The organism is bacterium (genome assembly GCA_030690305.1).
GTDB lineage: Bacteria > Patescibacteriota > Minisyncoccia > Phycocordibacterales > JAGLPS01 > JBBUCK01.
Map to the genome: position 1 here is coordinate 1 of JAUYHB010000013.1, position 23,670 is coordinate 23,670.

Here is a 23,670-nt window from a genome sequence, read left to right on the forward strand (position 1 = left end):
TGAGGAACCGGCGCAACTTCCGTCAGGCATCTGGAAACATCCCGATGACAATTGGATGCCTCGGGCAAAAGTTGATGATGCGGTGCCCGTTTGATTGATGGCCAAAACATTTAACCCTCCTGCGAAGGTTGAGGTGGCTGTGGTGGTGGCGGTGAAGTATGCACCGACGATTTCTCCGACGACGCTTAACTTGGCGTATGGGGAGGTGGTGCCGATGCCGAGGTTGCCGGCGGAAGTAAGTGTTGTAGTTGCCACACCATTACCAAATAATAAATTCCCATTACCCCAACCAAAAATTGCATTGGTCTGGTTATGATACATTTCCAAATAGTCTGTCGCATCTGTTTCGTCTGATGAGTAAATCCTTAATACGGGGTTGGCTGATGTTGTAAGAGGAGACCTGTTCGCATTGTCAGTATCCGCAGAATCAATAATATTAATATACCCGGACTGGTTGGCAGACCCTACACCTATCCCAATTTGAAGACTATCATTCCCTATCGTTGTCCAACGAAATTTTGAATCGTTTACAGTAGTTCCAATATTAATAAAAGAGCCGTCCTCAAAATAATAACCAGTACTAAAAGTTTGACGTATTTCGTCTCTAAATTCAGCAGCAGCGCCTGTTGTAGAGTCAAAAATATATCGGTTTGCCGTAGTCTCAAAATTAATTGTCACATTTTCATTATTCACCCCCCCTGTTCCCCCAAGTGTGAGTAGCCCTGAGGCAGCAGAAATATCAACTCCTGTTGAGCCGCCAACCGTAAGTCCTCCCGCAAACGTTGAGGTGGCTGTGGTCGTTGCATGAAAGTACGGAGCAGCGATCTGTCTCCAGACTTCAAGGCCTCCTGAAAATGTTGAGGTGCCAACACCGGAAACCAGAATGTTTTGGGTTGTCGTTGAAGTAAGCGCCGATTGATTGAAGACGTTCGTGGTGAGATTCCAGTCTTTGAAGTTTTCCCCAATGAAGCCCAATGATGAAGTGGAGGTCAGGGTGTATCCGCTTGAGGAGTTTCCGACAAGCAGTTGTCCGTATGAGGGAGCGGAGGTTAAGCCTGTGCCTCCGTAGAGAACTCCGATTGACGTGGTGGCGGAAACGATTCCTGCGTTTGCTTGGAGGGGCCCATTGAGAGAACCGAGGGAGAAAGCTGTTGTTGAGAGAGTTGTGCCGTCAAAGGTAAGCGCACCGCTGTCGGTAAAGAGGCCGCCTGTGGTGATGAATGGAATTCTTCCTGAAGTGAGGCCTGAAACTGAAAGAGCCGTCGTTGAAGCGTATGGAAATGTGGAGGCGGTAGTTGACGTCGCCTGGAAGTACGGAGCAGCGATTTGTCTCCAGACTTCAAGACCTCCGGAGAAAGTGGAAGTACCGGTGCCATCAATAACCAGGTTGTGGGTGGCGGTGGAAGTTGCTTTGAGAGAAGCTTGGGAAAAAATGTTAGTGGTGATTTCGAATGCTTGGCCGAAGGAAGAACCGCCTCCGCTTCCACTACCGCAGGCAACTCCTGTTGACGTGATTAAGCCACTTGCCGCTTCCAGACAACCGTCGGAAAGTGAGGAGATGGTTAAATCGCCATTGACTAAAACATCGCCGCTTGAAAATGTATTGCTGGAGAGAACACCGAAACTTCCCGAACCGCTTGTAATGTTGGCATCACTCCAGCTTCCACCCGTAATTGAGGGCGACGTGATATCGACTCCCGAAGGAAGATTGTTAATTACATTGAGTAGCTGAACGGGCTGGGGGACAGAAGGAGAAAAGTAACTTGCACCGCCTCCATTGTTCGTAAGAGAGTAAATTTTTTGAAGAAGGGAGTTCGTTGTTTCGCTCAGACGCGTTTCAAATTCACTTTTAGTGACTAGATTTGAGGTACTTACAGAGTCCCCCTTATTAACGGCCGAAACCACAGAGGGTTTCTGTGGTTGAACAACGGTCGTCTCTTTGACGATTATTGTCGTTCCCGGCGGTGCACCTGTTTTAGGACGGGTGAGGTCGACAACGTATGTTGGAATTTCAATACCCCCGTACAAAAATTCATACACAAAACTATTTACGCTTCTGTATAAATCTCGCGATGCAATATCCACCACCTGCTTCGTGCCACTAAAAATATTAGCACCTTGATACCATGATGAAATTGGGCGACTGGCCAAACTTGGGAGTTGTTCCGCGGCCTTTTTTTGTTTTTCTGAAGTAAATGAGAAAGTCAGTTTTTTATTCTCCGCCTCAAAAGTGTCATCCACTTTTTCTGTTCCGAAAAAAGAAAAGAAGTCGACAGCGATTTTTTTCTTCCCCTCATCAATACTTTGATTTAATGCATGAAGAGAATTTTTAAAGGATCGCGGAATATGATTAATTGTTTGAAATAAGGATGGGTATGTTTTTACAGTTAACACATCCTGTTCGGACACAAGCAACTCTTTGGTTTCTCCCACAACAGCGGCAGCCAGGTGTATTGCTTTGCGTGCAGTGTTTTCAAAAGCGCGTGCAACTTTTTCTGCGGATACCGGATTGGTATACAAGTAACCTCCGAACACCACAAGAAGAATCACGAACGAACTGACAAGCGTGTCTACTGAAAATGAGAGGGGTTGGAAAAAATTTCTGGCAATTTTCGTAGTTGGCTTGGAAATACGAGATGAAGAGGTGGTAGCTTTGGAAAATGCTTTTGAAGGTAAAATCGGACCTGTTATTTTCTCCTTTTTCCCATTCGGGGTATTGGCACTCTTATGCTTGAGAATTGATTTTTCACTGACAAACCAACCCCTACCAACAAAGGTGCAATCTATTTTCCCGAGACGACAAAGTTGTCCGATGTAATCTCGTTCATAACCAGTAATCTCGGCTGCTCGTCTAGCCGAGATATATTTTTCACCCCTTATAAGGAGATCATCAGCCATTACTTATATTATATGATTTTGGGGCTGATTTTTATATGATTTTTTCAAAAAAACTGTGGATAAATAAGGCTATCTCGGGTGAGTCTCGTTTACCCGAGATAGCCTTATTTTAACCGAGATTTGAGGAGTTTTATTTTCTCGGGTTGCCGAGTTTTTCTTTGATAAGCTCTGCAAGAGCCTTGGGATTGGCACTTCCCTTGCTTTCTTTCATTCCTTGGCCTACAAGGAATTGGAGTGAAGCTTCTTTGCCGGAAAGATATTTGCTTACAACTTCCGGATTTTTTTCAATAATTTTGGTTACTATGGACCCTAATTCTTCTAGGTCATTTTTCTGTGCGAGCCCTTTTTCCGAAACAATTTCTTTCGGACTTTTCCCGGTCTCATAAAGTATTTTCAAGGTATCTTTTGCTCCGCGGGAGGAAAGTGTGCCTTCCTTGATCATCTTTATTATTTCAATAAAAAAATCTGTTTTTATATTCGTTTGGCTACCTTGAATGGCAGAGTCTCGAAGTAGTCCCGCCATGTCGGATACTATATAATTTCCCGCCAAGCGAATAAGTTCGGGGTCATTTTTCACATGTTCTGTGACAGCCTCAAACATTTCTCGGAGAAAATCATTTTGTAAGAAAATTTCTGCATCACTTGCGCGAAGACTGAATTTTTTTATATATCGCTCTCTTCTCTCCCAAGGTAACTCTGGAAGTTCTTTTGAAAGTACTTGTGTATTGAATTCGGGAATTTCCGAAATAAATAACTTCGGCAAATCGGGGTCGGGAAAATATCGGTAGTCATGTGAGTCTTCTTTTGTACGCTGTGAGAAAGTTATGCCCTTTGTTTCATCAAAACCTCGGGTTTCTTGTGCAACTTTCTCTCCCCTATCAAGCAACTTTGATTGCCGTTCAATTTCAAATTCAATGGCGTGTTCAACAGCCTTAAATGAGTTAAGATTTTTTACTTCCACTTTTGTTCCAAGCGTGCTGTCCGCACTCACGGAGATGTTCGCCTCAACGCGCATTTCTCCTTTTTCCATATTTGCATCTCCCGCTCCCAAGTATTGTAAAAGTAATTGGAGCTCCTTTGCAAAGGCGACTGCCTGTGTGCCATTCTCAATTACAGGTTCGGTAACAAGTTCCATCAAAGGAACGCCTGCACGATTGAAGTTGACGAGACTGTGTTCTTCCTCATGTGAAGAACTTGCAGTATCTTCTTCAAGGTGGATACGACTGAGCGCAATTCCGCTGATCATTCCACCGGTAATAAGAGGATGCTTGTATTGACTGATTTGATATCCCTTGGGAATATCGGGATAAAAATAATTTTTTCTATCAAACTCAGAAAAATCGGCAATGGTTCCCTTGGCGGCTATCCCCACCCTAAGCACATGTTTAACCGCTTCTTTGTTAATAACAGGAAGCGTTCCGGGGTGACCCATACAAATGGGGCACACGTTGACGTTTGGACGCTTTTCTTCGCTGTCATTTTTTGAATTGCAGAACATCTTTGTTCTTGTTTTGAGTTCCGCGTGTATTTCAAGACCAATAGTCGCTTTGTACGTTCTCATTATGTTGTTTTTTCAATATCCCGAAGAAGTTTAACAATTCCATCTTTAAGGATTTTTACGGAGATTTCATCGTTAATTGAAACTGAAAAAACAACAGGAAACGTCTTTCTGGCTTTTTTTATGATTTTTTCGTGCTGTTCTGGAGAGACGAGGTCAGATTTTGTGAGAATGATAGCTTCTTGTTTTCTTGCAAGATCGTGCCCATATTCTTCAAGCTCTTTTCGAATAGTTCGGTACGGAATTTTTAGGTCTTCATGTTCGAGAGAAATGCAGTGAAAAATCATTTTTGTCCTCTTTATGTGCCGCAAGAAAGTGAATCCGAGTCCCTTTCCTTCGGAGGCCCCTTCAATGAGACCGGGAATATCCGCAAGAATGAAACCGTAGAGGTCTCCGAGATTCGGTTCTAAAGTCGTAAAGTTATAATTCCCCACTTTAGCGTGAGCACGAGTCAAGGCATTTAAAAGACTTGTCTTACCGGCATTGGGGAGACCGATAAGCCCGGCATCGGCAATAAGCTCAAGTTCAATAAGAAATTTTGCCTCTTCACCGTCTTTCCCCGGAGTGGATTCCATCGGTCGGACATTGGTTGATGATTTGAAACGTTCATTTCCAAGTCCCCCTCTTCCTCCCTCAAGCAGAAGAACAGACTCTCCTTCTTTGAGAAGATTTCGAACTGTTCCCGTATCAAGATTGGTAATAACCGAGCCCGTTGGAACATCGACAATGAGGTCTTCGCCGTCTCTGCCGTGCTTGCTTTGTTTTTCTCCAGCTTTACCATCTTCAGCTTTTAACACTTTTATATGCCTGTAGCGTTCAAGAATGCTCAAATCGCGCAAAGCATGAGCGTAGACATTGCCTCCCTTGCCGCCATTTCCTCCATTCGGACCTCCAAATTCCTTTCCTTTTTCATGAAGCCAACGGACAACGCCGTCGCCTCCGCGGCCCGCCTTAATGTCAATCTGAATTTCGTCTATAAGTGCCATGTCTTTAAGTATACACGCTCGCCTTAGTTGGCAAGCGCCAAACGAGCGAGTGCGATTGCTCCTTCTTTTGATTTTGCAACTGCAATAAAACGATTATTATGGCAAAAAACTGCATCGGAAACACCGGAAATGAGGGCAAGTTCCTTATCCCTTTTTCCTGCCCATTTTTTTGGAAAAAGCTTTTTGGAAACAAAACTATGCGCTGTTTCGGGCACAGCCTCGACTCTCCACGTCAGATTCCCCATTTCAGGACGCACTACAAAAAGAGTCTTGCGTTTAGCTAGTGCGTCTTTATAGGGATAATGCTTATTCATCACAAGAAAACGCTTGTCTTTTGTCTTTTTATAGATACCCTCAACAATACGCAATCCGTGCTGTTTATTTTTGACACGGATAACTTCACGCTTAAGAAGTTCTTTCGCAATGCCGACAAGATAGAGGAATGCTTTGTCAGTCGAGTACTTTGTTTCTTTCCATGTTGGGCAAAATGCTTGTATAAAATCATCTACGAGATAGGGCCTGATTTCCCCATTCGCTTTGAAAAAAAACGCTCCATTGTCTATTGCATCCACCGATTCAACTATTCTTTTTTCAATGATTTCGGCGGTTTTTACCGAAGCACAGATGCGTGCTCCGAATTTTTTCCACACAAGTCCGAAAGAGGCATAGGGAATTTTATTTTTTCTTATGCCACCCCCCCCTCTTTGGTGGTGGTCAAAGCGATTCTTTTTTTGATTGTACACAGTTCCGACATCAACAACGTAATCCGCAGAAGCAAAAAGATGCGGATCGCGTGTACGAATAATCCGTACTTTCTTTTTTATATGCAAACATAGTGTTGCAACCGCAAATACGTCATCGGCATGGAAATTACCGCTATGCGTTACGATAGTAATAGACTTAGTCATCGTCTCTTTTTATTATTTTTTGGATAAGGAAACTTACCGCCGATATAAGCAAGGTCGCAAGTACCGCATCAAAAAAAGAACCGACGGAAAAACCCGAAACAAAAGTTGAAATAAGCCAGAAAAGAAAACCGTTAATCACGAATGTAAAGAGACCGAGTGTGAGTATATTCAGAGGAAGCGTCAAAATAACAATGATTGGTTTTATGAGCACATTAAAAAGACCCCAGATAAAAGAAACCATGAGGGCGGTGCGAAAACCGTCGATAACAATGCTTGGAAGCAGTTGCGCCGATAAAAGAAGTGTGAGGGCCGTAAAAAGCCAGGTAAGAATAATATTTATCATGCTGTATGATTGTAGACTCTTCCCGTCATAATGCAAGGAGAGATTACGCGGGTTTTACATGAAGATTTTTTTGAGAAACCGGTCGCCCAAAATTGCGATAGAAAAATTTTCTTATCTCTTCAACAATCAGCACTGTTGAGGCAACAAAGACAATGAGCATCCAGTCATGCAAAGATAGCGCGGTTGTGTGTAATATTCCTTGTGCAATAGGATTATAAATAACAAATGTTTGCAATGCGATTACTATAACCGTTGAAAAAACAAGATAGAGATTTGAAAAAGGATTCAGAGAAAAAATGGAAGCCTCTTCGGATCGGCAGTTCCATACATTCAACCATTGGAAAACCGCAAGCGTCGTCAAAGCAATCGTCCAGCCCTTGACTATATCCACTTCATAAAAACGGCTAAAAAGGTACAGGGAACCTGCGGTCATGGTTAGCCCTAAAAGGATTACCCTCTGTATCATGAGCGGGTCGACGAGGTGCCGGCGGCGTTTTCCAAGACGCTCCAATGTCAATTTTTCTTTCGGTTCCATCGCCATAGCAACAACAAGGAAACCATCCGTAACAAGGTTGAGCCATAGGATTTGGGTAGGAAGAAGAGGAAGAGGAAGTGCCAAGAAAAGCGCAAATACTATTGTAAACAGTTCCCCCACTCCTGTTGAAAAAAGATAGAGCAGGACTTTTTTTATAGTGTGATAAATGTTTCTTCCTTCTTCCATGGCAAGGACGATACTTTTAAAATTATCGTCAAGCAGGACGATGTCTGCCGCTTCTTTGGTGACTTCCGTCCCCATTTTACCCATGGCGACACCCAAATCCGCCGCCATCAGGGAAAGAGCATCGTTAACGCCGTCGCCAGTCATCGCGACAATCTCTTTGTTTTTCCGATAACTTTCTATGATGGCAAGTTTGTGTTGCGGAGTAACGCGCGCAAAAACAGTGGTTTTTTTGAGTTTCGCGAGCAAATCTTTTTCACTCATTTCCGTAAGTTCTTTTCCCGTTACAATTTCATCGCCCTCCCTCCAAATACCGGCGTCTCTGGCAATTGCCTTCGCTGTCATTCGATGGTCACCGGTAATCATTACCACCTTCACCCCTCCGGCGCGTGCTTGTTCTATGGATTCCCGGACACCCTGCCTCAGTGCGTCTCTCATTCCGTATAGACATACGAGTGTCAGTTTTGATATTGAGCCGATTGTAATCTCTTTCGGAGCCCGTTCGTTAACTGCAGCGGCAATGACACGCAAGCCGTCCGAAGACATTTTTTCGATAGCGGATTCAAACGTCTCCCTTTCTTTCTGGGTAAATTTTTTTGTTGCGCCATTTATCCAGACGTTATCACACAATTCAAAGATTTTTTCCGGTGCACCAATCACGGTGAGGATGGCGGATTCGCGCATGTCATGCAATGAGGCGTGAAAATTTGTTTCGGCACTCATGGGGATATCGACGATAAGCGGAGTTTCTTTTTCAAGTTCGTTTTTGTGAAAACCGATTTTCTTGCCAAAGACGGCAATGGCGGCTTCGGTCGGGTCTCCCGAAATTTTCCACTGCTTTGCTTCCTCGGAAAGATACACGCGCGCCATTGAACCAAGGGAGGCGATTTTTCCGACAAGCAACAACTCTTGATGGTTAAGTGGGTCGATTACTTCTTTTTCAAGTAATATGTCTCCCTCCGGCTCATAACCGTTCCCCGTCACATCAAACCGTTTATCCGAGACAAATACGCGTTCAACCGTCATTTCATTTTTCGTCACTGTGCCGGTTTTATCCACCGCGATAACAGTGGCATATCCAAGCGCATCAACCGCCTGCAATTTTTTCACAAGGGCATTCTGTTTTCCCATACGGTATACTCCTGTCGCCAAGATAAGCGTAATAACAATTGGCAACCCTTCCGGAATAACAGAGACAGCTATAGCAACCGATGTAAAAAACATTTCTTCGAGAGGAATGCCACCAAGTATACCGAGTACGAAGATAAAAACACTTGCAGAGAGTATTGTCAGACTAAGTATTTGCGAAAGATTTTTTATATCCTCCTTGAGAGGCACATCCGCGTCTATGGAAGACATTTCTTTAGCTATACTTCCGATAACCGTATTGAGACCAGTGCCCACAACAATGGCCTGGGCAGTTCCTGAAGCGATAAACGTACCCTTAAAAAGCATATTTTTTTGGTCGGCTGTAGGTAATTTTTCATTTCTGAGAATAAGCGTATTTTTTTCAACCGGTTCAGATTCTCCGGTGAGCGCCGCTTCGTTGAGTTTGAGATTGTATGTTTCGAGTAGTCGAGCGTCGGCGGAAATTTTATCACCTTCTCCGAGTAAAATAATGTCCCCGGGAACAATGTGGGCATCCTCAACAACCAATTCCTTTCCTCCCCGAAGAACCCGCGCATTTGTTTTTGTAAATTGTTTAAGCGCACGCAGTGTATTTTGTGCTCTTCCTTCCTGAACCGCTCCAATAATGGCATTCACGAAAAGCACAATAAGGATAATGACGGTGTCCACAAACTCTCCGAGAAAAAAGACAATAAGACTTGCAATTAGGAGAATATAAATGAGAGGGCTTTGAAACTGCCTCAAAAAAATTGCCGCAACACTTTCTCCCTTGGATTCGGGAAGTTTATTTTCTCCTATGGTTTTTAGGCGCGTCAGCGCTTCGTCGGAAGATAAACCTTCTTCAGAGGATTCAAACGCCTTAAGAACGTCACGTGCGTCTTTGGTGTGCCATATTATTTTTGAAAGGTCTATTTCCATCTTGCTTACACCGATTTTTTAAGCATGGAAGAATGTATTTCAAGAAGTGCAAAAAAGAGACTGAGCACCACCGGTCCGGCAATAAAACCTACCGGACCCATCACCTCAAGCCCTCCGACAATTGAAATAAGGATGAGAAACGGGTGAATTTTCATTCCCCGTTCAATAAAAATTGGCCCGAGAATATTGTCCACAAGCCCGACTATAAACACCGCCCACAGGAACAAGCCAACGGACGCAAGTAGGTTCCCGGAAAAGAAAAGGAAAAGTATCGCTGGAATAAATACCAGGCTAATACCGAAAAGAGGCAGAAAAGAAACAATCATCGTGATAAAAGCCCACAATACGGCGCTGGGAAGGGAAAAAAGGGCAAAGCCGATACCCGTGAGAATTCCTTGCACCACCGCGATGAGAAGGTAACCGTTAATAACCGAGCGTACGGCAAGTCTTAGTTTGCCTATAATCGCCTTGTCATGCGTGTCCGGGAGCGGACTGACGGAAATAAGATAATCGGTAAAACGCCGGCCATCTTTGAAAAAATAAAAAATGGCAATAATAAGAAAAAGAAACCCCACAATACCGCGCAACACACCGGAGAAAAACGATCCGAAATTATCAAGCACCCATAATAATCCTTGTTCGGCGTAACGCCGTATGTCTACATGTTCCGTGATGTCAAAAGCCACTCGCGGATTAACTTTCTCGATAAGTGATTCGAATTGTCGCAGTACGTTATTAAAAATTTCCGGGATGCCATTTTGCCCGAGACGGACATATAAGTCGGTTGCTTCCTGGAAAAGAAGGGTCCCAAAAAAAATACACGGGGCAAGGATAAGAACCAATACAAGCATTACTGAAACGAAAGCTGCCACCCCTTCATGGTTTCCGCATAGTAAATTAATACGCCGATGAATCGGCTCAAATATAATTGAGAAGACAAGACCGAGGAAAAGTATCGCTATATAGGGTTTAAAAATAAAAAACGTCAGGATTATTACTCCCCCTATAAGAAAAAAGAAAAAATATGACTGAAGACGGTGGACGTTATTTTCAGCCGACATATTCACTTTATAATAACACACGCCTCTAAACTCTGTTCGTTGTACTTCGCTTACGGATGTACATCAACAAAATAAGGTACGCAAATGTAGTGAAAGACATTACGGGAATAGTGATATAACCAAATTCTTTGAAAAATATTTTTGAACATTCCGCGCCTTCTGCGGTACACGGCAGAATGGAAAGGCCGCCCCATTGAATATAAGATTGGTAGAAAGCGAGGACAATTCCCACAAGAGAAAGAGCGAGACTATAGTAAATGGCGGTATTGTCTTTTTTCCATAAAGCAACAGCGAAAATAAAGAACTGGGGGAAAAGAAAAATCCGCTGGTACCAGCATAGCTCACAGGGAGCGAATCCTATGACAGATGAGAAAAACATCGAGCCTAAGATGCCTGCTCCCACCGTAAAAAGCCCGTATTGGAAGGCATAGTGGCCTATATGGGAAAATATTTTTTGATGCCATTTCCCCGATCCTAAAAAAAGAAACAACAACAAAAACGGGAAAAACACATCACCGACAAGCGTAAGTGAAGAAAAAATTTGAACACTTAAAAGAGAAGACTCGAACATGTGTGTATTACTGGGTTGGTATTGGCAACTCGCAACCCGTTTTCTCCGACAGATAATCAAGAGGAATTGTTCCCGTTACACGTTCCCCATCCGCAAAGTCCCAAGTCGGGTAGGCAGTAATACCTTTATCTTTACATGCTTGCAGCTGACTGTTTCCATCCGGTGTCGAGCACTCGATATAGGGAAGTTTCTTCATTGAACGACCAAACATCGCTTTTTGATTAGCACAGTTTGGGCACCAAAATGCACCGTAAAATATGGCTTCTTTATCTTTAAGGCAAGCAGTAAAAGCGTCGAGTTCTCCGGGCTTGTCCGGTGTGGTTATTAGGAAAAAAAGTCCCGCGCCAATAACGGCAACTGCAAGGAAAGGTATAGCGTATTTTTTCATATTGTTTTGATTATAACTTCTTTGTTGTTTAGCACAAGTTACCGGATATTTTATTTCCTTTTTGTAAATCGATATAGAATGAAAAGAGAAATGGCGCCTACAATAAACCACAGAATAATTTTTTCAAGTCGGTCAATGTGCGCCGCGTATGTAAAATATAACTCTCCTACTTGAGCACCAATGAGAGCAAGGATAAAGGCTCTGATAAAAGATCCGATAAACGTTACCAAGAGGTATTTCCATACATTCATTCTCATAATTCCGCACAGCGCTGAAATGGCAACCGAAGGAACGAGAGGAATTGCGCGAAGGAACAAAACGGTTAGTTCGTCTTTATATGTGGAAGTAAATTTGTTTCGTGCAGTATCAATGTCCTGCCAACTGACACCCAGCCATTTCCCCCACCTGTCTATCACCGGTTTCCCGCTTGCATACGCAAGACCATATACAAACAAAGAACCGATGGAAACCCCAAGAGCAGATGGCAACACCACGATAAAAAAAACGTCGGAGAAAAAGGCCGGAGACCACCCTACGTGGGCAGGCAACAAAAATCCGGCGGTAAGCACAACAGCCGCGGAAGGAATGGGAGCAATAACTTCTTCTATAATCGTTGCAAAAAACACACCCCAGGCCCCGAGAGGCAAAAGGACAGTTTGTATGAAATTAACGAAACTTGAAATCATGAGGAGTGGTTATTTAATTTTATTTTTCAGGTCTTCTTCTTTTTTATGGCAAAGCTAATTCCTTTTTTGCCTTGGGAAACCGCAAATGGGATTCCTTCCCAATCCCTAACTTTGCGAATTCGTTTGTTTATCTTCCAAACCGTAGAAAGTAATTCCAAATTGACGCCGCGTTCTTTTCCCGCGCCAAGAAACGCAATCATGTCTTTAGGGAAACATTTTCCACCAAAACCACGTTCGGGTGTAACAGTGAGATGAGAATCATAGATACGGTGGTCGGCGACCACCATCGTTTTTACCTCCTCATATGGAATACCCAGTTTTTGGCACATATCAAACATTTCATTCCCAAAAATGACTTTTGTAGCAAGATACATATTAGCCATGTACTTTACCATTTCAGCGGTCGTAGGGTCGGTCGTGAAAATTTTTGTTTTAGGAAACCTGTTCTTGAACAGCAAAGTCACCCGCTGTAACACTCGATTGTCATAAGCGCCGATAATGATGCGATCCGGGTGTATCGCGTCTTTCAGGTATTGCGCTTCAGCTAAAAATTCGGGACTAAAAGCAAATTTTGTTTTGGGATATTTTTTTTCAAGGAATACCGTTGTGCCCGGTGCCACGGTTGATTTTATGACGATAATTTTATCGGTTCCGTTTGTATACAGTGTTATTTTTGAAATTACATCTTCAATGATAGAAAGGTCGATGCCGGATTCATCCAGTTTCATCGGTGTCGGAAGACAAATAAAAATAAAATCGCTTTTTTTAACGACAGTATCAAGAGGCGACGATTCCTTATATTCGTCATAAAACGATACAAGGTAATCCTTTTTTATTTTAGGACGAGAGAAACTGTACGCAAGCGCTTGTCCGACGATTCCGTAACCGATAACGGCAATAGGTACCGGTTTGTTATGCTTTTTCCCCCGATTATTTACCATGGCATTTTTTGAATTTTTTGCCGCTTCCGCACGGGCACAGGTCATTGCGTCCCACATCTTTAAATTTGGAAGCGGTTTGATTTGCCAAAGTGGGCCCTAAAATAAGATTGGCTTGTTTTTCAATGTCCTGCATTTCTTGAGGAATATTTTTTATTTCTTCTCCCTTTAGATTCGGGAGAAGATGGAGCACCTGTTCTTTGATGGAAGACTCCATGTGCTTGAAAAGTTGCAGCCCTTCTCTTTTGTATTCGACAAGAGGATCACGTTGTCCGTACGCGCGTAAGTTTACGCTGTTGCGCAAATAGTCCATCATTTCAAGATGGTCAACCCAAAACGTATCAACCGCCTGAAGGATGAGAATTCGGAGGGTGCGGGCAAGGGCTTCGTTGCCAAGTTCCGTTTTCTTGACTTCAAGTGTTTTCTTTTCTTCTTCAGTCGCGATATCCGCCAGACTTTCAAGATAGGCCGTAAGTGCTTCGTTGCCGCCGGTTAAAATTTCCCGGCGACGTTTGTAGATAATGTTGCGTTGGTAGTTTAAAACATCGTCAAATTCCAAAACGTGTTTTCGCGCATCAAAGTGAAAACCCTCTATTTTCTTTTGGGCGGACTCCAAAGAGCGTGTAATCAAGCCGTTTTGAATCGGCTCGTCTTCTGGAATACCGAACTTACCCATCATATTTTTAATGGTGTCCGTGGCAAAAATTCGCATAAGGCTGTCTTCAAGCGACACGAAAAATTGCGTTTCCCCTGGATCTCCTTGGCGGCCGGAGCGGCCGCGCAACTGATTGTCGATGCGGCGCGCTTCGTGTCGTTCGGTCCCGATAACGTACAGTCCCTCGGACCCTTTCACCTTCTCATATTCTTCTTTCGAAAAAGGATTCCCCCCGAGTTTGATGTCAACCCCGCGGCCGGCCATGTTTGTTGCAATGGTCACTGCTGCTTTTTTACCCGCCTGCGCAATGATTTCACCTTCCCGTTCATTGTTTTTTGCGTTCAAAACTTCGTATTGGATTCCTTCGCGTTTCAGATACTCGGAAAGTAATTCGTTTTTTTCTATGGATACCGTACCAATCAGGACCGGCTGGCCTTTTTGCGTCAATTCTTTGACCTTGCGTACTACAGCTTTGAACTTTCCCTGTTCCGTTTGGAAAATCAGGTCATCGTGGTCTTTTCGCGCGACTGGCCTGTTCGTAGGAATTGGAAGAACAGGCAGACCGTATACTTTATAAAATTCTTCCGCAGACGTGAGCGCGGTACCCGTCATTCCAGAAAGTTTTTTATACATTCGGAAGTAATTTTGGAACGTGATGGAGGCAAATGTGCGCGATTCTTTTTGAATGGCAACTCCTTCTTTCGCTTCAATCGCCTGATGAAGGCCCTCGGACCACCTTCTTCCCGGCTGAAGTCTCCCCGTAAATTCGTCCACTATGATGACCTCCCCGTCGCGGACGACATATTCTTTGTCATTGGTAAAAAGGGCTTTTGCTTTAACCGAAAGTTCAAGATGGTGCACGTATTTCATTCCCCGTTCCGTATAAATATTCTCAACACCAAGAATTCTTTCCGCATTTGAAATTCCCTCGTCGGTAAGAGTAATGGCTTTCAATTTCTCGTCAACCGTATAATCCGGTCCTTCTTTGAGCGATTGTGCAAGCCGGGAAAATGTTTGGTATAGGTTTTCTGACTGAGATGTGGGCGCTGAAATAATGAGAGGCGTACGGGCTTCATCAATAAGAATCGAGTCGATTTCATCGACAATGGCATAGTGGTACTCGCGCTGTCTTAGGCGTGCCGTATCGACTTCCAGATTATCGCGCAAATAGTCGAAGCCGAATTCATTGTTCGTGCCGTAAGTGACATCCGCCGCGTACGCTTCTTTTCTGCTGCATTCGCGGAGAAAATCGTAAACAACTTTAAATGAACCCACTTCATCGCGGGTCTCGTCTTTTTCCTTATGTGCTGGGTCGTACAGGTATGATTTTTCATGATTGATGACTCCCACCGAAAGACCGAGGGCGGCATATATTTGACCCATCCACACTGCGTCGCGTCTCGACAAATAATCGTTGACCGTTACCACATGCGCACCTTTTCCCTCAAGGGCATTGAGATAGGTCGGAAGTGTCGCGACAAGTGTTTTTCCTTCTCCCGTTTTCATTTCGGCAATACTTCCTTTATGAAGGACGATGCCCCCGAGGAGCTGAACGTCGTAATGGCGTTCGCCGAGCGTTCGTTTCGCCGCTTCCCGCGTTACTGCAAACGCCTCGGGAAGGAGGGAGTCAAGTGTTTCCCCTTCCGTGATACGGCTCTTAAATTCATCAGTTTTTGCTTTAAGTTGGTCGTTTGTAAGGGGAGAGATTGAACTTTCAAGCTCGTTAATTTTTGAAACAAAAGGGCGCAAAGCATCAAGCTCGCGCGCTTCTCTCGAACCGAACAACCCCTGTAAGGAAAACATGATAAAAGAAACTTTAACACAAAATAGGCTTCGTACCAAACAACCAAACGCAAAACCCATCTGTCTTAGGCAGATGGGTTTTGACAAGCGTTACGGAGAAGAGAAAACTAACGTCGTCTCTTTTTTGCTGCTTTTCTCTTTACAGTCTTTCGCTTCTTAGCAGCCTTTTTCTTTTTTTTGGCCATTTGTATTGCGCGACCCGTCGCTAATTACGACTGATCGTGATTACTGCTAAACGCTTAATAGTGCGTGATCTCGAAATTTTATTTCAGTTGAAGAAACAAATTTCTTACGACCTTATATTAATTATCGTATATGCGAATGGACAACACAATGTTTTTTCTTGTACAAAGTGTTGATAACTGCAATTACTTAAAATCACCGATAAAACATACTTCCGGTTCAAGGATAACACCTGTTTTTTTTCTGACAGAGTCAATGACAAAATCACTCATTTCCTTTATTGCCAAAGATTTTGCTCCACCAAGGTTGACTATTGCAAGAGGTTGTCTTTCATAAAGACCCACAGAGTCTTTCTTGAATCCTTTTAGTCCGCACACATTGTCCAGTATCCATGCTGTTGGAATTTTTTTCTCGCCGGAAACAAGGGAAAACATGGGCATTGCCGGAAAACTCTTTTGCAATATGTCGGCCTCTTTTCTTGAAAGAATAATATTTTTAAAGAAAGAACCTGCTGTTCCGTATTGATCAAGCGGAGGAAGTTTTTTTGAACGAATATCAAGAATGATGCGGCGGATGTCCGAAACGTCTGGATTTTCTATAGTGTGTTCCGCAAGATATGTCCGTATGTCTCGATAGGAGGTTAAGAGCGGAGCCGTTTTTGTTAAGAGAAAAGTGACTGACAGTACGACGAGGCCGCTGCCTTTCTTTTTTTTAAATATGCTACTGCGATATGAAAGCTCACATTCTTCCGGTGAGAGGGAAAAAATCTTGGCCGATTCAATGTCAAAAACTTCAACACTAAACAGTGTGTCTTTTATTTCGGTTCCATACGCTCCAATGTTTTGGACGGGTGCCGCACCGACAGTCCCCGGAATGCCCGATAAATTTTCAATGCCGTGAAGACCTCTAGAAACACTTTCTGAAACCAGAGAATCAAAATGAACTCCCGCGGCGGCGGTTACCAGCGTGGTATCGGCATCCTTCGTTTTGAAATGAATCCCGGAAGTTGTTATTTTTATAACAAGACCGGGGAAACCGCTGTCGGAAATCAAAATATTTGAACCCTCCCCCAAAATTAAAAAAGGAATTGATTCTTTTTTTGAAAAAGAGAGAGCCGTACGGATGTCATCAAGGGAGAGTGCCTCGGCAAAATAACGCGCCGTTCCCCCGCTTTTGAATGTATTAAACGATGCGAGAGAAATATCTTCTTTGATAAAAAGCATGGACTGGGGACGTCACGTCCGTTCATGACGGGCGGGGCTAGCTCCAAAAATGTCTATTGTGAGTGCGACCGCCCGTCGTGAACGGGCACGACAGAGTATATAGAGAATAGTAACAAAAGCCTCCTTACAAACGCAAACCCCCTCCGAAGAGGGGGCTTACGCAGACATTCTTATTTGGTAGCTAGCGCTTACACGCGCTCACAGACCATACAGTAGCATACTTTGCAAAAAAACACAAGCTAGGGATTTCTACCTGCCCTAATTTCATTTATGTAGTACTCACCCTGATTTTTGAATTCCGGATTCAGTTGTATCACCTCTTCAATATCTGCAATAGCCAGAGATCGGTTTCCAATCTGCAAATAAATACCGGCCCGTGAAAGACGATTACCCGTATCCTGAGGGTCAAGTTCGATTCTTTTTCCCAATATTTCAAGGGCACGGACGTACTCTCCTTTTGCGGCGTATGCTTGTAAAATTCGGTTGTCAAAATACAGCACTTCTTGCGGAAGAGAGACAAGGAGCTCTTGTTCAAGTTTTTTATCACCGGCATAAATGGCACCCATTGCGTAAATGATTTTTGCTGTCAGGAAAGAGGGCTCGAGTTCGTAAGCGGTTTTAAAAACTTCAAGAGATTTGTCATACTCCTTTTTCCCAAGGTAGGAAGTGCCAAGTTCAAAATATGCGGTTTGTTTTTTAGGCGAAGATTGCGTTGCCTGCGTTGCATACTGTTTCCCTTTATCATAACTGCCGAATGCATTAAACGAGACCGCGGCAAAAAGTTGATAACGAGTATCGTTTGGAGTAAGGGCAAGGTGTTTTTCGAGTTCTTGGGCGGACAAATTTGCAAATTGGACCTTAATATCGTTTGGAATTGACGGGTTCCGTACAAGAGTTGTCGCAGTTAACGAAAGCTGCTCACGGATTTCCGGACTGCCAAATGAGTTATACGCGAGGGCCTTTTTGAAATATTCAAGGTTGAGACCAAAGTTGCTGTCTTTTTGAGGTGAGATCGCTTGTATCAGCGCCTTATTTGTTTGAATCGGAATAATGTTTGCGGTGTACAGTATGAATAACAAAAGAATTGCAGTAACAGCGGAAGTTGTTTGTATACCCCGTTCTTTTACATCAAAAGAAAAGAGGTCCCAATCCTTGGCCGCAAGGGAGTGGATAAAAGCAAGAACGGAGAAAAACATGAGATAACTTGTCAAATTATCAAAAACGAAAAGATTGTGGAAAAAATAGGCGGCAAACAAACCGGTGAGAATGCTTTTGTCACTTGAGGACAGGGTTTGTACCCTCCAAAGATACTTTATACCCAACCAAAAAAGAGAAAGGTAAAGGACCGATCCGAAAATTCCTCCGGCAACCAACCAATCAAGGGCGGCGTTGTGGGTACGGTCAAACCAAGTCTCTTGGTTATACATTCGCGGGTCATAATGTTTGTTGAATACGTAGTTAAAGCTTTCTTGTCCCCACCCAAAAATCGGACGCTCAAGGAAACCTTTTATCGCCATCGGCCAGACATAATAACGAGCTTGATTGGGTGTATTGCTTAAAGAAATTTCCGCAAACCGAACAAGGGTAGGATTATTTTTAACAAAAGCCGAATCTTTTATCGTTATAAAACCGAGAACAAGGAAGATAAGCCCTCCGATAATTCCTAGGGAAATATTTCGGAGAATTTTGTTTTCTTTTTCCTTAAACACAACCAAGCAAGCGGAAAGAAAAATTCCTCCGATAAGACCAAGAATAGCGCCTCTCGTTTGAGTCTCGTAGAGAACAAAAAGAAGCAAGGGGATTAAAAGCCCATACGCCAAACGAAGTGAGTTACCGCGGGTTCTTATGAGAAGAAAGAGTGCAATAAAAATATGAAAGACAAGATAAATTGCCAAATACGTCGCATTGCCAAACGTTGCGTCCACGCGCACACCTCCCTGGTTGATGGGAAATTTCCCCATAAGTTGCAATACCCCGTATATCGCAATCCCCAAACTCGCGACCAAAGACGTATTAAAAAATCTTATCCATAGCTTTTGGGTAGACAACACACTACTCATGACCGCAAAAAATACAACCAGGTGAAGAATAGTTATGAGACCTTCCATTCGCTCATAGTTACTCCAGAAACTTTTTGATGGATTTTCTGAAAAAATTGCCGATATTGAAAGAGAAACAAGAAAAGCGAGAAGCGCACCGAAAATCCACGAAAATTTCGGACGATATTGTTTATTAAGCAGAAAAAGGACAATCCATAGCGCGGCGATTATTTCTACAATAATCCTAAACGTAAAACCCTTACCAGTGATAAACGGAAAGAACATTGAACGGTCAACCAAAAACGGAATAAAGAGAATGCCAAACAGACCGATAAAAATAAGGGCTTTTAGTACTTTTTCGATTTGTGTATTCGTAGGCATATATGTAAAAGATACGTACAGAATAGTACAAAAGCAACTGAAAAACAAACACTCGAGACGGTATACTTGTTTCAACATAGAAAAAACGATAGTGTAACAGTAATATACGAACCAGCAATGGTAGGAAAAACAAAAATGACCCCTAAAAGTAAAACTTCTTCCCCTAAAAAAGCTCTTATTACGGGTATTACCGGACAAGATGGCTCGTATCTCGCCGAACTGCTACTGGAAAAGGGATATGAGGTCCATGGTCTCATACGGCGCGCGAGCGCATTTAACACAAGCCGCATTGATCATTTATACAGGGACCCTCATATTAATGGTATAAAAATGTACTTACACTACGGGGACCTTTCTGATGGAAGCAATTTGAATAGAGTTCTTGAAAAGATACATCCTGATGAAATCTATCATCTTGGAGCTCAAAGTCATGTGAGGGTCAGTTTTGATATACCCGAGTATACAGGGGATGTAACCGGTCTTGGAACACTTCGCATTCTTGATGCGATACGGGATACCGGTATACAGACACGGTTTTACCAAGCGTCATCCAGTGAGATGTTTGGCAACGCTTCAGAAATACCGATTAAAGAAACGACACCCTTTTATCCCCGCTCACCCTACGGCTGCGCCAAAGTATACGCATACTGGATAACGAGAAATTATCGGGAAAGCTACAATCTGTTCGCCACAAACGGCATTTTATTCAATCACGAATCCCCACGTCGCGGGGAAACTTTTGTGACAAGGAAAATTACGCGTGGGCTCGCGCGCATTAAGCTTGGGATAGACAATAAACTTTTCTTGGGCAATCTTGACGCGAAGCGGGATTGGGGATACGCGAAAGATTATGTATACGGTATGTGGCTTATGCTGCAACACAAAACTCCTGATGATTTCATTTTAGCTACCAATGAAACTCATAGTGTTCGAGAATTCGTTGAGGAAGTAGGAAAATATCTCAATATGAGTATTGTATGGAAAGGAAAGGGTCTCAATGAGAAAGGTATTGATGAAGACACCGGAAAAGTGATTATAGAAATAGACCAAAAATATTTCAGACCCGCAGAAGTTGATATTTTACTGGGAGACTACTCAAAAGCAAGAAAAAAACTTGGATGGAAACCAAAAACAAAATTCAAAGAACTTGCCAAATTGATGACCGAGGCGGACTTTGAAGAAGAACGTAAAGAAGTAGGCTTGGAACATGAATAAGAATTCAAAAATTTATGTTGCGGGACATCGAGGACTTGTCGGGGGAGCGATTACCCGCGCCCTTCAAAAGAAAGGGTACAATAATCTTCTTCTACGCACTCGTGAGGAATTAAATTTACTCGACCAAAAGACAGTGCAGGAGTTCTTTGAGAAAGAGTGCCCGGAATATGTATTCCTTGCCGCGGCAAAGGTTGGAGGAATTATGGCAAATAAGACCTTGCCCGCGGAGTTCATCTATGAAAATCTTACGATTCAAAATAATGTTATCGAAGCATCACACTCTACATCTGTAAAAAAAATGCTTTTTCTTGGAAGCTCCTGTATCTATCCAAAACTCGCTCCTCAACCAATTAAAGAAGAATATATCCTCACAGGGCCTCTTGAGGAAACTAATGAGATGTACGCTGTCGCAAAAATTGCGGGTCTTATGATGTGCCAAGCTTATCACAGCCAGTATGGAAACAATTTTATTTCTGTTATGCCGACAAATCTTTATGGCCCGAACGATAATTTTAATCTTAAAAGTGCCCATGTCCTTCCGGCATTAATACGAAAATTTCATGAGGCACGTATCACCGGAAAAAAAGAAGTGGAGGTATGGGGTACTGGCACAGTTCGACGCGAGTTTCTTCATGTTGACGATGTGGCGGACGCTTGTCTTTTTCTGATGGAACACTACGACAAGCCGGAAATAATAAACATTGGCACAGGAGAAGATGTGTCCATACAGGAACTTGCCAAACTTATACAAGAAATCATCGGCTTTTCTGGTCAAATTGTGTGGGACCGCAGTAAACCCGACGGCACCCCAAGAAAACTACTTGATGTGTCTAAAATCAATTCACTGGGCTGGAAACATAAGATACCGCTTAAACAAGGACTTGCCATGACGTATGAGTGGTATAAAAACCAAAATTCCAAATGAAGCGGGTGATACTTATTGACACCTATTGACACTTCCCTGTTTTTAGGTAGAATTTATTTAATTATGGATGAGGAAATAAAATCTCACGCTGTGTACACAACTGAAGAAACCCGTAAACTTCTCAAAATAAGCAACAGCACAATCAAGCGCCTTTTAAAGAAGGGACTTATTAAAGCGAACAAAGTAGGGGGTCAGTATCGGATTCTGGGAAAAGAAATCCTTCGCGTCATTTCTCCCAATTTAGAAAAGAAAGCAACAACATCATATATGGGTTTTAAGAGAAAAGTCGTGAATAAAATAAATAAGTGGTAAATATGAAGTTTCTTCACCCGTTCACACTTCCTATAGGAACGATACGGTCGGTATTTGCTATTTTCCCCAAGGCTTTTAAGGGGTATGGTTCCAGAATTTTTATGCTGGCAACGTTGGGGTTTCTTGTGGGAATTTTTGAAGGTATCGGAATCACTGCGCTTGCTCCCCTCTTTTATTTTTTCAACGGAGAAACGGAACCACCGACAGATCTTGTATCCGAAACAATTGCGCGTCTTTTTTCCTTCCTGCATCTGCCATTTAGCCTGCCGGCAATTTTAATATTTATAGTTTCCTTATTCATCCTAAAATTCATAACTAGCGTATTTTATACATACTTTCTGACTCGCATTCAAACTGGCTATGAATTGAAAACCGTGCACAATCTTCTCAAAAACACCTTGGAAGCAAACTGGCCGTATCTTGTAAATCAAAAGTTAGGCAAACTTGAAACACTCGTCAAAATAGACACTCATTACTGTGGAGAAATGCTTCAGGCTACATCGCGAATCTTGATGATGTTTGCAACCCTTTTTGCATATCTTTTACTCTCCTTAAACATTTCTCAAGCCGTTACCGCTGGAGCATTTGTGTTTGGAGCTGTAGTTCTCTTTTTGTATAAACCGCTATTTTCCTTTGCTCGATCAATATCTCGCCATATCTCAGAGTTGAACGTTTCAATTGCCCACCACATAAACGAAAGCCTTATTGGACTAAAAACCATAAAGGCTCTTGGAGCAGAAGAAAAAGTCATATTACGAGGGAACGACCTCTTTAACCGGTTACGAAATAAGCAGCTCCGTCTCACGCTCTTTTCCAAAATCACCACAGAATCTTTACAGCCTTTGAGCATGGTTTTTTTGAGCATCATCATAGCCTTTGCATTTTACCGTACCTCATACAATCTTGGAGCGCTAGCCGCACTGGTATACCTCATTCAACATATTTTCCAACACATCCAAAGCATTCAGGGAATGGCTCAGAATATCAGCACAGTGATTCCTTACGTAGAAAATATGACTTCCTACATTGGAGAAACGCAAAGGGCTAGAGAGAATTATGCGTCTGCCGAGAATGAAAGTGTTTCGTTCAGCAAGTCAATCAGTTTCAAATCAGTGGCATTTTCCTATGTTGAGAGAAAGCAGGTTATCAATAAGATATCGTTTTCCTTGAAAAAGGGAGAGATGGTTGGCTTTATCGGCCCTTCGGGAGCGGGGAAAACAACTATTTTCGATCTTTTTCTTCGTTTTCTTGTCCCTACCGAGGGGGAGATCTTAATTGACGATAAAAATATAAGTTCATTGGGTATATCCGCGTGGCGGAAAAACTTGTCATATGTTTCCCAGGATGTATTCCTTCTCAACGACACCATATCCAATAACATTAAATTCTTTGATGACTCCGTGACAGAAAAAGACGTTCATACAGCCGCTAGATTAGCAGAAATTTACGATTTCATTGAAACGCTGCCGGAAAAATTTGATACGCAAGTGGGAGAAAGAGGCGCTCTGCTTTCTGTCGGACAACGACAACGCATCGCTCTTGCTCGCGCCCTTGCTAGAAAACCTGAAATTTTACTCCTTGATGAAGCTACAAGCGCCCTGGATAACGAATCAGAGCAGAGAATACAGAAAGCCATCGAAAATTTACGAGGTAATATGACCATACTCGTGATAGCCCATCGACTTTCAACCGTACTTAACACGGACAGACTTCTTGTAATAGAAAAAGGGAAAATTGTTGAAGAAGGCAGTCCCCAGGCCTTGCTTAAAGATAAGGAAACATATTTTCATAAGGTACACAATCTGAGAACCTAGGCAGAAATTGTAAGTACTT

At 42.9% G+C, this 23,670-nt stretch carries 18 protein-coding genes; 4 read left to right on the forward strand and 14 right to left on the reverse strand.

Annotated features, from left to right (window positions below; genetic code table 11):
• The 14 genes from Q8O71_01165 to Q8O71_01230 all read right to left on the reverse strand — a co-directional run.
• Window positions 1-2,898, reverse strand: a 2,898-nt coding sequence (locus Q8O71_01165) for a hypothetical protein (GenBank protein MDP2704990.1), incomplete at its 3' end; no start/stop codon positions are given.
• Window positions 2,899-3,028: 130 nt separating this feature from the next.
• Window positions 3,029-4,459, reverse strand: coding sequence for an Asp-tRNA(Asn)/Glu-tRNA(Gln) amidotransferase subunit GatB (gene gatB / locus Q8O71_01170; GenBank protein ID MDP2704991.1), 1,431 nt, complete (start codon window positions 4,457-4,459; stop codon window positions 3,029-3,031).
• Entirely contained in the window at window positions 4,459-5,442 is a 984-nt protein-coding gene (obgE, locus tag Q8O71_01175; protein ID MDP2704992.1) for a GTPase ObgE, read from the reverse strand. The genes gatB and obgE overlap by 1 nt, the downstream gene beginning before the upstream one ends.
• A gap of 23 nt (window positions 5,443-5,465) precedes the next feature.
• Window positions 5,466-6,350: an MYG1 family protein gene (locus tag Q8O71_01180; protein ID MDP2704993.1), complete on the reverse strand. Its 885-nt coding sequence runs from the start codon at window positions 6,348-6,350 to the stop codon at window positions 5,466-5,468.
• On the reverse strand, window positions 6,343-6,693 hold the full coding sequence (locus Q8O71_01185; protein ID MDP2704994.1) for a phage holin family protein: 351 nt from the start codon (window positions 6,691-6,693) through the stop codon (window positions 6,343-6,345). Before Q8O71_01185 ends, Q8O71_01180 begins: the two co-directional genes overlap by 8 nt.
• A gap of 43 nt (window positions 6,694-6,736) precedes the next feature.
• Window positions 6,737-9,457 carry an HAD-IC family P-type ATPase gene (locus Q8O71_01190; protein MDP2704995.1) on the reverse strand — a complete coding sequence of 907 codons (2,721 nt, stop codon included), beginning with the start codon at window positions 9,455-9,457 and terminating at the stop codon, window positions 6,737-6,739.
• A gap of 5 nt (window positions 9,458-9,462) precedes the next feature.
• Window positions 9,463-10,518: an AI-2E family transporter gene (locus tag Q8O71_01195; protein ID MDP2704996.1), complete on the reverse strand. Its 1,056-nt coding sequence runs from the start codon at window positions 10,516-10,518 to the stop codon at window positions 9,463-9,465.
• 25 nt (window positions 10,519-10,543) lie between these two features.
• Window positions 10,544-11,089: a disulfide bond formation protein B gene (locus tag Q8O71_01200; protein MDP2704997.1), complete on the reverse strand. Its 546-nt coding sequence runs from the start codon at window positions 11,087-11,089 to the stop codon at window positions 10,544-10,546.
• A gap of 7 nt (window positions 11,090-11,096) precedes the next feature.
• On the reverse strand, window positions 11,097-11,477 hold the full coding sequence (locus Q8O71_01205; protein ID MDP2704998.1) for a hypothetical protein: 381 nt from the start codon (window positions 11,475-11,477) through the stop codon (window positions 11,097-11,099).
• Between the two features lie 50 nt (window positions 11,478-11,527).
• Entirely contained in the window at window positions 11,528-12,163 is a 636-nt protein-coding gene (locus Q8O71_01210) for a VTT domain-containing protein (protein MDP2704999.1), read from the reverse strand.
• A gap of 26 nt (window positions 12,164-12,189) precedes the next feature.
• Window positions 12,190-13,149, reverse strand: coding sequence for a hypothetical protein (locus tag Q8O71_01215; protein ID MDP2705000.1), 960 nt, complete (start codon window positions 13,147-13,149; stop codon window positions 12,190-12,192).
• On the reverse strand, window positions 13,094-15,559 hold the full coding sequence (secA, locus tag Q8O71_01220) for a preprotein translocase subunit SecA (GenBank protein MDP2705001.1): 2,466 nt from the start codon (window positions 15,557-15,559) through the stop codon (window positions 13,094-13,096). The genes Q8O71_01215 and secA overlap by 56 nt, the downstream gene beginning before the upstream one ends.
• A gap of 368 nt (window positions 15,560-15,927) precedes the next feature.
• Entirely contained in the window at window positions 15,928-16,965 is a 1,038-nt protein-coding gene (gene murB, locus Q8O71_01225; GenBank protein ID MDP2705002.1) for a UDP-N-acetylmuramate dehydrogenase, read from the reverse strand.
• Window positions 16,966-17,204: 239 nt separating this feature from the next.
• A complete protein-coding gene (locus Q8O71_01230; protein MDP2705003.1) occupies window positions 17,205-19,385 on the reverse strand; it encodes an O-antigen ligase family protein in 2,181 nt (726 codons plus the stop codon).
• A gap of 117 nt (window positions 19,386-19,502) precedes the next feature.
• Between Q8O71_01230 and gmd the strand changes: the two genes are divergently transcribed.
• The 4 genes from gmd (at window position 19,503) to Q8O71_01250 (ending at window position 23,651) form a co-directional block, all read left to right on the forward strand.
• Window positions 19,503-20,600 carry a GDP-mannose 4,6-dehydratase gene (gmd, locus tag Q8O71_01235; GenBank protein ID MDP2705004.1) on the forward strand — a complete coding sequence of 366 codons (1,098 nt, stop codon included), beginning with the start codon at window positions 19,503-19,505 and terminating at the stop codon, window positions 20,598-20,600.
• Window positions 20,593-21,525, forward strand: coding sequence for a GDP-L-fucose synthase (locus tag Q8O71_01240; GenBank protein ID MDP2705005.1), 933 nt, complete (start codon window positions 20,593-20,595; stop codon window positions 21,523-21,525). The genes gmd and Q8O71_01240 overlap by 8 nt, the downstream gene beginning before the upstream one ends.
• 63 nt (window positions 21,526-21,588) lie before the next feature.
• Window positions 21,589-21,837: a helix-turn-helix domain-containing protein gene (locus Q8O71_01245; protein ID MDP2705006.1), complete on the forward strand. Its 249-nt coding sequence runs from the start codon at window positions 21,589-21,591 to the stop codon at window positions 21,835-21,837.
• 2 nt (window positions 21,838-21,839) lie between these two features.
• A complete protein-coding gene (locus Q8O71_01250) occupies window positions 21,840-23,651 on the forward strand; it encodes an ABC transporter ATP-binding protein (GenBank protein MDP2705007.1) in 1,812 nt (603 codons plus the stop codon).
• Window positions 23,652-23,670 lie beyond the last annotated feature (19 nt).

Coding starts and splice junctions, on each gene's coding strand:
- gmd (MDP2705004.1), top strand. CDS start 19,503: ATGGTAGGAAAAACAAAAATGACCCCTAAAAGTAAAACTTCTTCCCCT.
- Q8O71_01245 (MDP2705006.1), top strand. CDS start 21,589: ATGGATGAGGAAATAAAATCTCACGCTGTGTACACAACTGAAGAAACC.
- obgE (MDP2704992.1), bottom strand. CDS start 5,442: ATGGCACTTATAGACGAAATTCAGATTGACATTAAGGCGGGCCGCGGA.
- Q8O71_01185 (MDP2704994.1), bottom strand. CDS start 6,693: ATGATAAATATTATTCTTACCTGGCTTTTTACGGCCCTCACACTTCTT.
- Q8O71_01215 (MDP2705000.1), bottom strand. CDS start 13,149: ATGACCTGTGCCCGTGCGGAAGCGGCAAAAAATTCAAAAAATGCCATG.
- Q8O71_01195 (MDP2704996.1), bottom strand. CDS start 10,518: ATGTCGGCTGAAAATAACGTCCACCGTCTTCAGTCATATTTTTTCTTT.
- Q8O71_01200 (MDP2704997.1), bottom strand. CDS start 11,089: ATGTTCGAGTCTTCTCTTTTAAGTGTTCAAATTTTTTCTTCACTTACG.
- Q8O71_01240 (MDP2705005.1), top strand. CDS start 20,593: ATGAATAAGAATTCAAAAATTTATGTTGCGGGACATCGAGGACTTGTC.
- Q8O71_01190 (MDP2704995.1), bottom strand. CDS start 9,457: ATGGAAATAGACCTTTCAAAAATAATATGGCACACCAAAGACGCACGT.
- secA (MDP2705001.1), bottom strand. CDS start 15,559: ATGTTTTCCTTACAGGGGTTGTTCGGTTCGAGAGAAGCGCGCGAGCTT.
- Q8O71_01210 (MDP2704999.1), bottom strand. CDS start 12,163: ATGATTTCAAGTTTCGTTAATTTCATACAAACTGTCCTTTTGCCTCTC.
- Q8O71_01250 (MDP2705007.1), top strand. CDS start 21,840: ATGAAGTTTCTTCACCCGTTCACACTTCCTATAGGAACGATACGGTCG.
- murB (MDP2705002.1), bottom strand. CDS start 16,965: ATGCTTTTTATCAAAGAAGATATTTCTCTCGCATCGTTTAATACATTC.
- Q8O71_01205 (MDP2704998.1), bottom strand. CDS start 11,477: ATGAAAAAATACGCTATACCTTTCCTTGCAGTTGCCGTTATTGGCGCG.
- Q8O71_01230 (MDP2705003.1), bottom strand. CDS start 19,385: ATGCCTACGAATACACAAATCGAAAAAGTACTAAAAGCCCTTATTTTT.
- gatB (MDP2704991.1), bottom strand. CDS start 4,459: ATGAGAACGTACAAAGCGACTATTGGTCTTGAAATACACGCGGAACTC.
- Q8O71_01180 (MDP2704993.1), bottom strand. CDS start 6,350: ATGACTAAGTCTATTACTATCGTAACGCATAGCGGTAATTTCCATGCC.